The sequence below is a fragment of the Acinetobacter sp. 1424608 genome (assembly GCF_000588255.1).
Classification (GTDB): domain Bacteria; phylum Pseudomonadota; class Gammaproteobacteria; order Pseudomonadales; family Moraxellaceae; genus Acinetobacter; species Acinetobacter nosocomialis.
In genome coordinates this window covers 125,204-140,060 of record NZ_JFXL01000008.1, presented here as the reverse complement: position 1 = coordinate 140,060, position 14,857 = coordinate 125,204, and the positions used below count along the sequence as shown (strand labels likewise).

At 39.1% G+C, this 14,857-nt stretch carries 10 protein-coding genes; 1 reads left to right on the top strand and 9 read right to left on the bottom strand.

All coding sequences use genetic code 11. The annotated features are described in order from the left end of the window. The 4 genes from J678_RS14000 to J678_RS13985 form a co-directional block, all read right to left on the bottom strand. Positions 1–1,341 (bottom strand): BapA/Bap/LapF family prefix-like domain-containing protein (locus J678_RS14000; RefSeq protein WP_032027355.1); only part of this gene is annotated, 1,341 nt, incomplete at its 3' end. A gap of 458 nt (positions 1,342–1,799) precedes the next feature. Continuing rightward, on the bottom strand, positions 1,800–3,302 hold the full coding sequence (locus J678_RS13995) for a cation:proton antiporter (RefSeq protein ID WP_002051161.1): 1,503 nt from the start codon (positions 3,300–3,302) through the stop codon (positions 1,800–1,802). 231 nt (positions 3,303–3,533) lie between these two features. Then, positions 3,534–4,433, bottom strand: a complete 900-nt coding sequence (locus tag J678_RS13990; RefSeq protein ID WP_017393829.1) for a neutral zinc metallopeptidase — start codon at positions 4,431–4,433, stop codon at positions 3,534–3,536. 29 nt (positions 4,434–4,462) lie between these two features. Beyond that, complete coding sequence (locus J678_RS13985) at positions 4,463–5,386, bottom strand: DUF808 domain-containing protein (RefSeq protein WP_017393830.1); 924 nt, start codon at positions 5,384–5,386, stop codon at positions 4,463–4,465. A gap of 206 nt (positions 5,387–5,592) precedes the next feature. On the opposite strand from J678_RS13985, the gene trpS reads away from it, so the two are divergent. Further along, positions 5,593–6,606 carry a tryptophan--tRNA ligase gene (gene trpS / locus J678_RS13980; RefSeq protein ID WP_004712256.1) on the top strand — a complete coding sequence of 338 codons (1,014 nt, stop codon included), beginning with the start codon at positions 5,593–5,595 and terminating at the stop codon, positions 6,604–6,606. Positions 6,607–7,019: 413 nt separating this feature from the next. Here the strand turns inward: trpS and sucD are convergent, their stop codons facing one another. The 5 genes from sucD to J678_RS13955 all read right to left on the bottom strand — a co-directional run bounded on the left by sucD (position 7,020) and on the right by J678_RS13955 (position 14,770). After that, positions 7,020–7,910, bottom strand: coding sequence for a succinate--CoA ligase subunit alpha (sucD, locus tag J678_RS13975; RefSeq protein WP_002051332.1), 891 nt, complete (start codon positions 7,908–7,910; stop codon positions 7,020–7,022). A 14-nt stretch (positions 7,911–7,924) separates the two neighbouring features. Beyond that, on the bottom strand, positions 7,925–9,091 hold the full coding sequence (sucC, locus tag J678_RS13970) for an ADP-forming succinate--CoA ligase subunit beta (protein ID WP_001048573.1): 1,167 nt from the start codon (positions 9,089–9,091) through the stop codon (positions 7,925–7,927). 149 nt (positions 9,092–9,240) lie between these two features. Continuing rightward, entirely contained in the window at positions 9,241–10,674 is a 1,434-nt protein-coding gene (gene lpdA, locus J678_RS13965) for a dihydrolipoyl dehydrogenase (protein WP_017393831.1), read from the bottom strand. A gap of 62 nt (positions 10,675–10,736) precedes the next feature. Then, positions 10,737–11,930, bottom strand: a complete 1,194-nt coding sequence (gene odhB, locus J678_RS13960) for a 2-oxoglutarate dehydrogenase complex dihydrolipoyllysine-residue succinyltransferase (RefSeq protein WP_002051292.1) — start codon at positions 11,928–11,930, stop codon at positions 10,737–10,739. Continuing rightward, positions 11,930–14,770 (bottom strand): 2-oxoglutarate dehydrogenase E1 component, encoded by a 2,841-nt coding sequence (locus J678_RS13955; protein WP_002051480.1) that lies wholly within the window; start codon positions 14,768–14,770, stop codon positions 11,930–11,932. The genes odhB and J678_RS13955 overlap by 1 nt, the downstream gene beginning before the upstream one ends. Positions 14,771–14,857 lie beyond the last annotated feature (87 nt).

Sequence of the window (14,857 nt, the reverse complement as noted above, 5' to 3'; positions counted from 1 at the left end):
CGTATGCGGACCGTCTGTCAACACTGGAAGTGTATTGTCTGCAAGGGTCCAGGTGCCATCACCATTATTGGTTGCCGGGTAGTTCACACCGTCTACAGTCACCACAACTTTCGCTATTGGATCGTTCACTGTACCGCTTAACGCAGGTGTGCTGTCATTGGTTAATGTGGTTGTTACAGTTACTGCTGGTGCAACCGCATCTACTGTACCAGTTGATGGTGCTGATGGGTTACCCGCTGGGTCAGTTGCAACAACTGTAACTTTGTCTCCATCTTTAAGATCACCTGGGTTTGGTACTGTCCATTTACCATCCGGGCCTGCAACTACAGTCGCTGTTGTACCATCCGGGAAAGTGACCTTAACTGTTGAACCAGCTTCTGCTGTACCTGTTACAGGATTAGTTGCATTGATTGGATCAATTACTGGTGCATTTGGCGCAGTGGTATCTACTGTATAAGTTTTTGATTCAGTTATATTGCTACTATTACCCGCTGCATCAGTAAACGTAACTTTTGCATCAATGGTTTTATCGCTATCTGCAATTAATCCACTGCCTGGTACAACTACGCTCCATGTTCCTGCTACTTTATCTACAGTTGCAGTATAAGTTACACCATTCACAACTACAGTAACGACAGTATTTGCAGCATCTGCTGGAATATTTTTTAAGCTGCCTGTAACAGTAACGTTACCAGCAGCTTCAGTTGAATTAATAACATTATCTGAAGTTATAGGATCAACAGAGAAAGTAACCCCATTTGTATTTGGGGGTGTAGTATCTGCAGGAGAAGAGTCATTACTACTACCACTATTTGATGCAGCAGCAATGATACCGCCTGCAACTAGAGGTACTGCTGCCCATAACCATGGGTTCACACCTGCATCATGATAAAGTAATGGCTGAATTGAAGAAATTGGTTGATAAATAACATCAGACACTAATGCCTGTGGTGCTTCTGCTGGTAGTGCTGCTGGTAAGTCTTCACCTAAAAGTGCTTGTGGCTCCACATCACTGTCGGCATCTGCATCTGCATCGCTGTCAGCATCTGCATCATTTTCAGCATCTTTAAATTTTGCCCAAATGAGTTGACCATTCTGATCTTGAAATACAAGACTGTTATCAGCTGGTTCAGCAGTACCACTAAAGAAGCCTTCAATAACAATAGTTTCGCCATTTTTTAGGCGAATTACTGCATTAGTACCCTCTCTATTAACTACCAGTACATCACTGGCAGCTACTTTTACCAATACAACTGACGCTTCTGAAAGTTTTGCAGAAGTTCCCTCTGTTGTTACCAAGGTTTTGTGACTGTCCTTGGCAATAATTTGTATCTCAGGCATATCTATATTCCTTTTATATTATTGATTTAAATGATTTTTTGTATAATTCTTTTTACTTAATGTTTTCGAGTTTTTGACCTACAACTTAAAAACATTAAGTAATGTGATCATTTTTACATTAACCACTTTAAAATAAAAAAAATAAATACTAAAGTCCTTAAAGAAAAAAATTTAATTAATACAAATTTTATATAAATAAAATTCTCGTTCTTATTCTTATAAATTGCGAAAAATAACTAGCAACTGTTTTATATATAAAACAAATTTAATTTTTTATTATTGAAATTTTATTGAAAACTATTTTAATTTAATTTTTTATATAACAATTTTTAATATCTCAATAAAATAAAATATATTAATAATGATATATATATAGAAAAAAATGGCTTCAGATAATATTTTACTATTACACTAAAGCCTAATTTTTTAATACTAATTAAAAAGATTTTTAAGTTAAGTTAAAAATTATCTGGACTCTCAAAACGTTTTACTTCTTGTAACTTATTAGGGTCATGCATAGTTGCAATACCATCTTCTGTTTTTTGATCAACAATAACATCAGGGTTAAAGATAGTAATAGTTTCTCTTCCTAACGCATCTTCTCCTACAATATATTGAAAGCCACGGCGATTCATTTTGTGACATAACTTTTGGTAAAAGCCTTTAAGTCCTTCGGTTTCTTCATTAGGGTTGTAATAAAATGCGTTCATTACTGCCGGTAGACCAAGGCCACATACCACACCAGATAACAGTACACTAATAAAGGTATATCCAATAAGAATACTACTATAAGGACTAAGTGCTGGAATATTTGCAACAGCCAGAATTAAAGCAAGTGAAATCCCGCCTCGTACGCCACCCCAAGATAAAATAGTTAAACTACCATTGTAGCTTTTGGTTTTGCGCATTGTTGGGAAGAAAGCAAAAGACATAAAATTTGCTGCAAAACGAGAAATATGCAAAATAAAGAAAGCAACTATTCCCCCTAAGATCAGGCTAAAATTCAAATCAAGAATAAACAGCTCAAGACCAATTAAAGTGAATAAGAATGAATTAATAATTCCTTCTACTGTATGCCAAAAATGATTAACTTCTCTAATCTCACGCTCTTCACGGATTTCTTTCCATTTATTACCAACGATTAAACCGCCAATCACACAAGCAATCGGAGCAGAAGCATGAGCAAACAAAGCAACTAAATATGCTCCGCTAGCAAGTAAGGCAGTTGTTAGAATCAGGGACTCCATTTCGTGTTTGCCACGTAATAGACGTAATGTTCCTATACCGAATGCCCATCCAATACCGACAGCAACCACAATTTCATAAAGTAAAGCTTCTAAAGTCGCAACTAACGAAAAATGTTCACCTTGTAAAACGTTCAGCAATGTCATAAATAGTGCAATACACATTGCATCATTAAATAAAGATTCGCCTTCTAATTTGACAATCAAATGATGGGGCGCACGAATCGAACTTAAAACACCTTTAATACCGATCGGGTCAGTTGCTCCCAATGCCGCGCCTAATAATAGAAGAACTAAAATTGGTACATGATGGCCAACCAGTAATTGAAAGCCGTAAAGTAAGCCACCAAACAATACGGCGCAGATAACTAGTGCAATAGTCGCTAGAATACTAATTTGTCGCCAATAACTTCTTAAGTCTGAAATTTTAAATTTCAGTGCAGAAGATGTCAGAATAAAACAAATGACGCCATTAATTAAAAAGTCATAAAAATCGATATGACGTACTGCTTCTTCAATATTGTGAATATTAATGGTAATGAACTGATTACCATTTAAGAGACTAGCTCCCCATTGCAAAATGAAGACAAAGATTGCAGAAACAAGAGGCACGCCAATAGCTTGAGGAAAGCCTAAAATACGCTTATTGAATATAGTCGTTGCAATTGATAAAGCAAATACAACTGTAAGTGCTTGTAATAAGAAAAAATTACCCATGAATACCCTTCTTCTGGGTCAATGACCAAATAAAAAACCTAGACAGCTAAACTGAACAGAATGAGGAAGTAGGCACCTTATAAGGGCCTAAACAGTTAAAAGTTGGAATATAAGTTTAACGAATTACTTTAATCATTCTATCGATCAGTTAAATTTCTTAACATTAATTATGAAGTTGGGGTATTAAAAGATGAGCTTATTTAAAGTGTTTTAATAAACTCATCTTTAACATTAGATAGGATTATTAAAAGTATCACATTGGTTGATATCACCGGACTTTAAGCCCATTTGAAACCAATGCATCCGCTGTTCACTCGTACCATGAGTAAAACTATCAGGTACAACTTGTCCTGTCGCACGTTTTTGCAAATAGTCATCACCAATTTTTTGAGCTGCATCCATTGCTTCTTCAACATCACCAGACTCTAAAAACTGAGTACGTTGTTGATTATGATTTGCCCATATACCTGCTAAACAGTCAGCTTGTAACTCTTGTCGAACAGATAATTGGTTACCCTCTCTTTGGCTGACTTGCGAACGAGCTTGTTGCACTTGAGATGAAATACCAAGCAAGGTTTGAACATGATGACCTACTTCATGCGCAACAACATAGGCTTGAGCAAAATCCCCTGCCTGATCTTGGCGAGAAAGCTCTGATTTATTTTGCTCACCCGAAATCCCCATTTGCTCGCGCATATCTTTAAAGAATTCGGTATCGATATAAACTTTTTGGTCAGCTGGGCAATAAAAAGGTCCCATAGCAGATTGAGCGGTACCACAACCTGAGCGAGTCACTCCACTAAATAAAACTAACGTTGGCGGTGTATAAGTTTTACCTAACTGTTTAAATATAGGTGTCCACGTATCTTCTGTATCAGCTAATACAGTTCCAACAAAATCCGATGCTTCTTTTTGCTCAGGTGTTAAACTTTCTGGTGAGGTTGCATTTGATTGTTGTGAAGCAGTAACCTGCTGCGTTGCCTGATAAGCCATTTGCGGATCAACGCCAAAAAATTTCCATGCGATAAATGCCACGACCAAACCAATAATACTAATACCACCTGCTTTAACACCGCCCCCACCTCGACGGTCCTCAACATTGGTACTGACTCTACGATCTCTCCAGCGCATAACGTCCCTCTTCTTATTAAATGGCCTGATTAGTCAGAAGCTTTTGGCCACATTTTCTGTATTAAACTCACCCCAAGCAACACAACCGCCCCAGCAATCATACCAATCGCAAAGTTCATTAATGTCGGTGTTAAAGCTCCAATAATATTGCCTACTGCGGGTATATTCTCTACATGATCGACGGTACTATCAGTAATATGATGAAGTAAAGGAATTGTATGGTTAATAATTCCTCCACCTACTAAAAACATTGCAATAGTTCCGACAATAGAAAGTAGCTTCATTAAAAGAGGAGCAAAAGCAAGTAAACCACGTCCTAGAGTTTGTTTAAAAGAAGCAGCCTGTTTTGTTAAATATAATCCTAAATCATCAATCTTAACAATCACACCAACCAAGCCATAAACACCTAGTGTCATCACAACAGCAATAATGCTAAGTACACTTATTTTTGTTATTAAAGCCGCCGTAGCAACTGTTCCTAAAGAAATAACAACAATTTCAGCAGATAAAATAAAGTCAGTTCGAATAGCTCCTTTTACTTTCTCTTTTTCAAAAGTAGCCAGATCCAGCTCTTCATTGTTAAATTCTTTTTCTGCTTCCTCAGAGGTTGAAGCTTTTCTATGCATAATTGTATGAAGAACTTTTTCAACGCCTTCATAACATAGAAACAAACCACCTAGCATCAATAAAGGGTTAATCAGCCACGGTGCGATAACACTAATTAATAAAGCTAAAGGTACTAAAATAAGCTTATTAACTAAAGAACCTTTGGCAACCTTCCATACGATAGGCAATTCACGATCTGCACGTACACCTGTTACCTGTTGTGCATTTAAAGCCAAATCATCACCTAAAACACCGGCAGTTTTCTTTGCTGCCATTTTGCTCATTAAAGCGACATCATCTAAAATTGTTGCAATATCATCTAGTAATAAAAGTAAGCCACTTGCCATTTCTTATCCAGGTTTGTATTTATCTAGCTATTGTAAGATGAAATATTCTAATTTCTGTAATTTTACTGAATAAATTCACAATATTATTTTAAGAAAGTTTAACCAATCGCTGACGAAAAAAATTTATTTCCCGTACAATAATGCCAATCTTTTATATTACAGGGCTTACTATCCCTGATTAAGCCAATACGATAGTGGAATAAATAATGAGTAATGTTGATCAGCGTCCAATTATTTTGACAGGCGACCGCCCAACCGGACAACTTCACCTTGGGCATTTTGTCGGTTCTTTGCGTTCACGTGTAGGTTTACAGGATAGCCACCATCAACACCTCTTATTAGCAGATGCACAAGCATTAACAGATAATGCAGATAACCCAGATAAAGTACGTCGTAACATTTTAGAAGTTGCTCTAGATTATTTAGCTGTTGGTATTGATCCAACTAAAACAACTATTTGTGTTCAGTCATGTTTACCAGCACTGAATGAACTTACAATGTTATATCTTAACTTTGTAACTGTGGCTCGTTTAGAACGTAACCCGACTATTAAATCTGAAATTCAAATGCGCGGTTTTGAACGTGACATTCCGGCGGGCTTCCTTTGCTATCCTGTTGCACAGGCGGCTGATATTACGGCTTTTAAAGCAACTGTAGTACCAGTAGGTGAAGATCAGATTCCAATGATTGAGCAAACGAATGAAATCGTGCGTCGTGTAAACCGTCAAATTGGTCAAGACCTTTTACCTGAATGTAAAGCATTGCTTTCTAATATGGCTCGTTTACCTGGTTTTGATGGTAAAGCAAAAATGTCTAAGTCATTAGGCAATACCATTGTTTTAAATGCTTCTGACAAAGACATTAAAAAGGCTGTAAACGCAATGTACACTGACCCAAATCATCTTCGTATCGAAGATCCAGGTCAGGTTGAAGGAAACATCGTATTTACTTACTTAGATGCATTTGATCCAAATAAAGAAGAAGTTGAAGAGCTAAAAGCACATTACCGCCGTGGTGGTCTTGGTGATGGTACAGTTAAAAAACGTCTCGAAGGTGTGTTAAAAGAATTAATTACTCCTATTCGTGAGCGCCGTGAAGAACTTGCTAAAGACCCTGATTACATTATGGATGTTTTACGTCAAGGTACTGATAAATGTCGAGACATTACTCAGCAAACTTTAGATGAAGTTAAAGATGGCTTAGGCTTATTTAAATTCTAATTCTTTTATTCAAAATATAATTCAAAAAGCCCTACGGGGCTTTTTTTATAATTACATTTAGATTCAATAATTTAAGCTATTACAATTTCTATATATTTATTATGATTCACACGCTCTTACCCTTTTAACGTGAAGTAACACTAATTAACGTGAACCTTAATGAACAAATATGAACACCTCAATAATATAGCTCAAGTAGGTTGATATGAACCTCACGACATTTCTCCTTAAGCCGAAACTGTTTTTAACAGATTCGTTGTTCTACGCAATGATCACCCCAATCATTGCGTATTTTTTTGTCTCTTTTTAGCGTTATTATTTCTCATTTCATTTTATGCTACTTTTCAATGATGCAAAAAAAAATGCCGCATCATTTTTCAGATGCGACATTTTTTAAAGATTTAAGGTAGCTATTAAACTAAACCTTTCTCTTTTAATACTTGCAACATAGTTGAACCAAGCTCAGCTGGGCTACGAGTGTAAGCCATACCTGCTTTTTCAAATGCAGCAAATTTCTCTTCAGCAGTACCTTGACCACCAGAAATGATCGCACCAGCGTGACCCATACGCTTACCTTTAGGAGCAGTTACACCAGCGATGTAACCTACTACAGGCTTAGTCACGTTAGATTTGATGAATTCAGCAGCTTCTTCTTCTGCTGTACCACCGATCTCACCGATCATGATGATTGCATCAGTATCTGGATCGTCTTGGAACAATTGAAGCGCTTCGATTTGGTTCATACCTGGGATTGGGTCACCACCAATACCGATACAAGTAGACTGACCTAAACCAAGCTTAGTTGTTTGAGCAACAGCTTCATAAGTCAATGTACCTGAACGTGAGATAATACCAATACGACCTGGTTGGTGGATGTGACCAGGCATAATACCGATCTTACATTCACCCGGAGTGATCACGCCTGGGCAGTTAGGACCAACTAAACGAGTACCGTTACCGTTAGTTTCTAAATAACGTTTTGCTTTAAGCATGTCGATTGTTGGAACACCTTCAGTGATCACAACGATTAGGCCAACACCTGAATCAACCGCTTCAACGATTGAGTCTAAAACGAATGGAGCTGGTACATAGATTACAGATGCATCTGCATTTGTTTCACGTACAGCTTCTTTCATTGTGTTGAATACTGGTAAGTCAAGGTGAGTTGTACCACCTTTACCTGGAGTAACACCACCAACAACTTTTGTACCGTAGTCTAAAGCTTGTGCAGAGTGGAAAGTACCGTTTTTACCAGTAAAACCTTGTACCAATACTTTAGTGTCTTTATTAATTAATACGCTCATGATTGATACTCCCCTTACGCTTTAACTGCAGCTACAACTTTTTCTGCGGCATCAGACAAACCGTTCGCAGAAATTAATTTCAAACCAGATTCATCAAGTAATTTAGCACCTAACTCAGCGTTGTTACCTTCTAAACGAACAACAACTGGAACAGTTACGTTTACTTCTTGAACCGCTGCAATAATTGCTTCAGCAATCATGTCACAACGTACGATACCACCGAAGATGTTAATTAAAACACCTTGTACAGATGTATCAGCAAGGATGATTTTGAACGCTTCAATTACGCGCTCTTTAGTTGCACCGCCACCAACGTCAAGGAAGTTTGCAGGCTGACCACCATAAAGTTTAATGATGTCCATAGTTGCCATTGCAAGACCAGCACCGTTAACCATACAACCGATGTTACCTTCTAAAGCAACGTAGTTAAGATCAAATTCAGATGCTTTTAATTCACGCTCATTCTCTTGAGATTTGTCACGTAAAGCAGCAACTTTAGGTAAACGGTAAAGCGCGTTAGAGTCGATACCTACTTTAGCATCTACACATAAAATTTCGCCGTTTTCACGAACAGAAAGCGGGTTAATTTCAAATAAAGCAAAATCGTTTTCAACAAATGCTTGGTAAGCAGCTGTCATGATTTTTACGAATTGACCGATTTGTTTGTCTTTCAAACCTAAAGCAAACGCAACTTCACGTGCTTGGAATGGTTGTAAGCCAACTAATGGATCAACTTCAACTTTGATAATTTTTTCTGGAGTTTCTTCAGCAACTTTCTCGATTTCTACACCACCTTCTGTAGAAGCCATGAAAGTAATACGACGGCTAGAACGGTCTACAACCGCGCCCAAGTAAAGCTCACGCTCAACTGGATATACGTCTTCAGCAACAATGATGCTGTTTACTGGTTGACCATTTGCATCTGTTTGATACGTTACAAGACGAGTACCAATGATATTGTTTGCAAATTCGATAACATCTTCTTTAGATTTTGCAACTTTAACGCCACCAGCCTTACCACGACCACCAGCATGAACTTGCGCCTTCATTACAGCGAATTTACCACCAAGCTGTTCAAATGCAGCAACTGCTTCGTCTGCATTGGTTGCCAAGATACCTTCTTGTACCGGCATACCATATTCTTTCAATAACGCTTTAGCTTGATACTCATGTAAGTTCATTTAGTTACCTACTTAACTTTGTTTGTTGTCTTCAATTTGCGCAACATTCTCATGTTGTATGTGCAAATTGCTGTCTACGTCTATCAACTTGATGATTTTTTAATCACACCATCGAATGTGAAAAAGAGCGGAGAAACCGCTCTTTAATTTTATTTACGCTTACGTTGAATCGCGTGAATTGCACGACCATCTACAGCAAGTGCAGCTTCATGAACAACTTCAGAGAATGTTGGGTGACCAAAAGTCATCAACTGAAGATCTTCAACAGAAGATACAAATTCAAGAGCGATCATACCTTGGTGAACGATATCAGATGCTGCAGGTCCAATCACATGCATACCTAATAAACGGTCAGTTTTTGCATCAGCAACGAACTTAACAAAACCTGCACCTTCACCAGCAGCTAAAGCACGACCATTTACAGCAAAACCGAATTGACCAGTTTTTACTTCATGACCTTTTTCTTTAGCTTGTTCTTCAGTTAAACCAACCCACGCCGCTTCAGGGTGTGTATAGATAACAGAAATGATTGTGTCATAGTTTACTTGAGCTGCATGACCCTGAATACGTTCAACAGCCATTACGCCCTCTTCCATTGCTTTATGAGCAAGCATTGGACCGCGAACTAAGTCACCAATCGCATATACACCTTCTACAGAAGTTGCACAGTGATCGTTTACTTCAACTAAACCACGTTCAGTTAATTTAATGCCTGAATCTTCAGCCAATAAACCTTCTGCATAAGCTTTACGGCCAACACAAACGATTAATTTGTCAAAAGTTTGAGTTTTTTCTTCGCCACCTTGAGTGTATTTAACAGTCACTTCACGACCATTAACTTCTGTGCCAGAAACTTTAGCACCAACGCGAATATCAAGACCTTGCTTAGTTAAAAGCTTTTGGTATTCTTTTGCCAAAGCTTTATCAGCCATTGGCAAGAATGCATCCATTGCTTCAAATACAACAACTTCAGCACCAAGACGACGCCATACTGAGCCAAGTTCTAAACCGATTACACCTGCACCAATTACACCTAAACGCTTAGGTACTTCTGGGAAGTTTAATGCGCCAGTTGAATCAACAATAATATCTTGATCTACAGGAGCTACAGGAATATTTACAGGCACAGAACCAGACGCAAGAATCACGTATTTAGGTTCTAAAACTTGAGTTTCACCTTCATGAGAAACGAACTCAACTTTTTTACCAGCAAGTAATTTACCTGTACCTTTTAACCACTCAATACCGTTGCCTTTAAGCAATTGGTCGATACCGCCAGTTAATTGGTCAACAATTTTGTCTTTACGAGCAAGAAGTTTTGCAAGATCGAAATTCACTTCACCAGTTGTAATACCGTGATCAGCTAAGTGATGCACTGTATCTTCATAACGATGAGAAGAATCAAGCAAAGCTTTAGAAGGGATACAACCTACGTTTAAGCAAGTACCACCTAAAGAAGGCTTACCGTTGTGAATACGTTTTTCAATACAAGCGACTTTGAAGCCTAGTTGAGCAGCACGAATCGCAGCTTCATAACCACCAGGACCACCGCCGATGACAACAAGATCAAATTGTTGAGACATTTTTATCTCCATAAACCAAGATAGAGGATCGCTCTATCCTGGTAGGTATTTATTCGAAGAAATTAAAGATCAAGGATGAGTTTAGCTGGCTCTTCTAACAATTCTTTGATTGCTACTAAGAAACCTACAGCTTCTTTACCATCGATCATACGGTGGTCGTAAGAAAGCGCTAAGTACATCATTGGCAAGATTTCAACTTGACCATTTACCGCCATAGGACGCTCTTGGATTTTGTGCATACCCAAGATACCAGTTTGCGGCTGGTTCAAAATAGGAGTTGAAAGCAATGAACCGAAAGTACCACCGTTAGTGATAGTGAAAGTACCACCAGTCATTTCTTCGATAGATAATTTACCATCACGTGCTTTAGCAGCATAAGCAGCAATACCTGCTTCAACTTCTGCGTAGCTCATACGGTCCGTATCACGTAATACTGGTACAACAAGACCACGATCAGAAGATACTGCAACACCGATGTCATAGTAACCGTGATAAACGATATCGTCGCCATCAATTGAAGCATTTACAGCTGGGTAACGTTTAAGCGCTTCAGTTGCTGCTTTAACGAAGAATGACATGAAGCCTAAACGAGCACCATGACGTTTTTCGAAAGCATCTTTATATTGCTTACGCAATTCCATGATTGGCTTCATGTTAACTTCGTTAAATGTAGTTAACATTGCAGTTTCTTGAGTAGCTGCAAGAAGACGCTCAGCAACACGTTTACGTAAACGAGTCATTGGAACGCGTTTTTCGATACGCTCGCCAACAGCAACGCTTAACGGAGTAACGTTAGCAGCTGGTTTAGCTTGATGGTTTGCAACATCTTCTTTAGTGATACGACCACCACGACCAGTACCTTGTACGTCAGAAGCAGCAATACCAGATTCAGTTAACGCTTTACGAACCGCAGGAGCTTGATCAGACACAGTTTCTGTACGCTCAACAACAGGAGCTGCACCAGCTTGAGTTTGAGCAACTGCTTGTTCTACTGCTGCAGGAGCAGCAGCTGCGCCAGCACCAGCTTCGAATTGAGCAATAACTTCGTCAGAAAGAACTGTATCGCCTTCACCTTTAATGATTGCAACCAAGCTACCATCTGCAGGAGCAACAACTTCTAAAACAACTTTGTCGGTTTCAATATCACAGATTACTTCATCACGTGATACAGGTTCACCCACCTTTTTATGCCAAGTTGCGATGGTGCCATCTGCAACAGACTCTGGGAATACCGGTGCTTTAATTTCGGTTGCCATTATTGAGAATCTCCTGATTGTTCAGCTTCGATTGCCAATGCATCATTAATTAGCTGAGCTTGTTGTTTTGCATGCAAGTACGGTGAGCCACAAGCTGGTGCAGCAGAAGCTTCACGACCTGCAAAACTGATACGGATTTGTTTGCCAGATTTTAAGATATCGTCATATAAACGCGGTGCGATAAACAACCAAGCGCCTTGGTTCTTCGGCTCTTCTTGTGCCCAAACGAGTTCTTTCACATTTGGATAAGCAGCCAAGATTTCCGCAAGACGTTGCTCTGGATATGGATACAACTGTTCAATACGTACGATTGCAACATTAGTTAAGTTTTGTTCACGACGTTTTTCGAGTAAGTCGTAATAAACTTTACCGCCACAAAGTACGAGACGAGTTACATCTGACTTGTTAATTTGATCGATTTCGTCAATTACAGTCTGGAATGAACCATGTGCTAGCTCTTCTAAAGTAGAAGTTGCAAGTTTATGACGAAGTAAAGATTTCGGTGACATTACGATTAATGGCTTACGAATTGGGCGTACAGCCTGACGACGTAATGCATGGAAAATCTGTGCAGGTGTCGTTGGAGTGATCACTTGCATGTTGTCTTCAGCACATAACTGTAAGAAACGTTCTAAACGAGCTGAAGAGTGCTCTGGACCTTGACCTTCGAAACCATGTGGTAACAACATCGTTAAACCACAAACACGCTCCCACTTAGTCTCACCAGAAGCAATAAACTGATCAATCACAACCTGAGCACAGTTTACGAAGTCACCAAATTGTGCTTCCCAAATAATTAAGCTCTTAGGAATTGTAGTTGCGTAACCATATTCAAATGCAAGAACTGCTTCTTCAGATAACAAAGAATCGTAAATCGCGAAACGTGGTTGGTTCTCTTTAACATGACAAAGAGGAATGTAAGTTGAACCGTCAACTTGGTTATGCAATTTCGCATGACGGTGTGAGAAGGTACCACGACCTACGTCTTCACCAGTAATACGAACTAGATAATCTTCATCCAATAAAGTCGCATAAGCTAAAGTTTCTGCTGCACCCCAGTTTAAAGGAGTTTCGCCAGTTTGCATTTTCACGCGATCTTCAATTACTTTTTGAACCTGACGCTGCATTACAAACCCTTCAGGAAGTTTGCTCATGCCCTCGCCTAATTCTTTAAGGCGGTTCAAGTCAAATGAAGTATCCCAATCGTCTGTATAGTCATGGCCCAAATATGGAGTCCAATCAACAAACATTTTGGTATTTGGTTCAAGAATCAATGCATTTGCTACATGATTACCCGCTTCTAAATCAGAACGGTAATCTTCAACCATTTGATCAGCTTCAGCACGATCAAGTACTTTCTCTTGTACAAGTTGATCAGCATAAAGTGTACGAGTAGTTGCTTTCTTCGCAATTACTTGATACATCAATGGTTGTGTACCAGATGGCTCATCCGCTTCGTTATGACCACGACGGCGATAACAGAACAAATCAATAACAACATCTTTACGGAATTCGTGACGGAAATCATGTGCTAATTGAGTAGCAAAGATAACAGCTTCAGGATCATCACCATTTACATGGAAAATCGGTGCCTGAATCATTTTAGCAACGTCTGTACAGTACTCTGTAGAACGCGCATCACGTGGATCAGAAGTTGTGAAACCAACTTGGTTATTCACAATAATATGAACCGTACCACCAACTGTATAGCCACGAGTTTGTGACATTTGGAAGGTTTCCATGTTCACGCCTTGACCTGCAAATGCAGCATCACCATGAACAATAACTGGCAATACGTCATCACCGCCGATGTCTCTACGACGTACTTGACGCGCACGCACAGAACCTTCAACTACAGGACCAACAATTTCCAAGTGAGATGGGTTAAATGCCAATGCCAAGTGAACTTCACCACCTGGAGTCATTACATTACTTGAGAAACCTTGGTGGTATTTAACGTCACCAGAACCTTTCTTATGAAGTGATTTACCTTCGAACTCACCAAACAAGTCCGCCGGATTTTTACCCATAATATTAACAAGAAGGTTCAAACGGCCACGGTGTGGCATACCGATAACAACTTCTTTACAACCTACAGCACCAGCACGCTGGATAATCTCATTTACCATAGGAATAAAAGATTCGCCGCCTTCAACACCAAAGCGTTTAGCACCGACGTATTTATTACCGAGATATTTTTCTAGCCCCTCAGCAGCAGTTAAACGCTCTAAGAAGCCTTTCTTTTGATCATTTGAGAAATTGAATTTACCACGGGCACTTTCAAGACGCTGTTGAATCCAACGTTTTTCTTTTGTGTCCACGATATGCATGTATTCAACACCGATTGAACCACAATAGATTGCTTCCATTGCTTCAATCATTTCGGCAAGCGTTGCTTCGCTCTTGCCAATCTCAAGATTGCCTGTATTGAATACTGTGTCTAAATCTGATTTGGTTAAACCGTGTGCTGAAAGATCTAAATCAGGAATATCTTCACGCTTAGCAAGACCTAATGGATCTAATTTAGCTTTTTGATGTCCGCGATTGCGATAAGCAGCAATAAGTTGTAAAACGCCAATTTGACGACGCTCATGCTCAGTACTTACAGTACTTTGTACAACAGGTTGAACACGATTAGCATTACGTCCTAGTAATAGGAATTGCTCACGCACAGCGCTGTGTGGTTGGTCACCCTTTGGATATTTATCGAAATATTGGCGCCAGTCCTCAGCGACGGAGGTTGGGGAAGTCAGGTACTGCTCGTAAAGTTCTTCAATATACGCTGCACTATCAGCGGAAAGTTCAGTGTCAAGACGCAATGCGTCAGCAACTTCTTGCATTTGTGGACCCATTTCCTATTGCAAAAAATATTACAGGCTGCCTTTTAAGCACACCCATGATGCATAATGTCAAATTGGTAAAAATGA

What these genes read in the sequence shown, in the direction of transcription:
- J678_RS13995 (WP_002051161.1), bottom strand. Translation starts at nt 3,302, where the DNA reads ATGGGTAATTTTTTCTTATTACAAGCACTTACAGTTGTATTTGCTTTA.
- J678_RS13990 (WP_017393829.1), bottom strand. Translation starts at nt 4,433, where the DNA reads ATGCGCTGGAGAGATCGTAGAGTCAGTACCAATGTTGAGGACCGTCGA.
- J678_RS13985 (WP_017393830.1), bottom strand. Translation starts at nt 5,386, where the DNA reads ATGGCAAGTGGCTTACTTTTATTACTAGATGATATTGCAACAATTTTA.
- trpS (WP_004712256.1), top strand. Translation starts at nt 5,593, where the DNA reads ATGAGTAATGTTGATCAGCGTCCAATTATTTTGACAGGCGACCGCCCA.
- sucD (WP_002051332.1), bottom strand. Translation starts at nt 7,910, where the DNA reads ATGAGCGTATTAATTAATAAAGACACTAAAGTATTGGTACAAGGTTTT.
- sucC (WP_001048573.1), bottom strand. Translation starts at nt 9,091, where the DNA reads ATGAACTTACATGAGTATCAAGCTAAAGCGTTATTGAAAGAATATGGT.
- lpdA (WP_017393831.1), bottom strand. Translation starts at nt 10,674, where the DNA reads ATGTCTCAACAATTTGATCTTGTTGTCATCGGCGGTGGTCCTGGTGGT.
- odhB (WP_002051292.1), bottom strand. Translation starts at nt 11,930, where the DNA reads ATGGCAACCGAAATTAAAGCACCGGTATTCCCAGAGTCTGTTGCAGAT.
- J678_RS13955 (WP_002051480.1), bottom strand. Translation starts at nt 14,770, where the DNA reads ATGCAAGAAGTTGCTGACGCATTGCGTCTTGACACTGAACTTTCCGCT.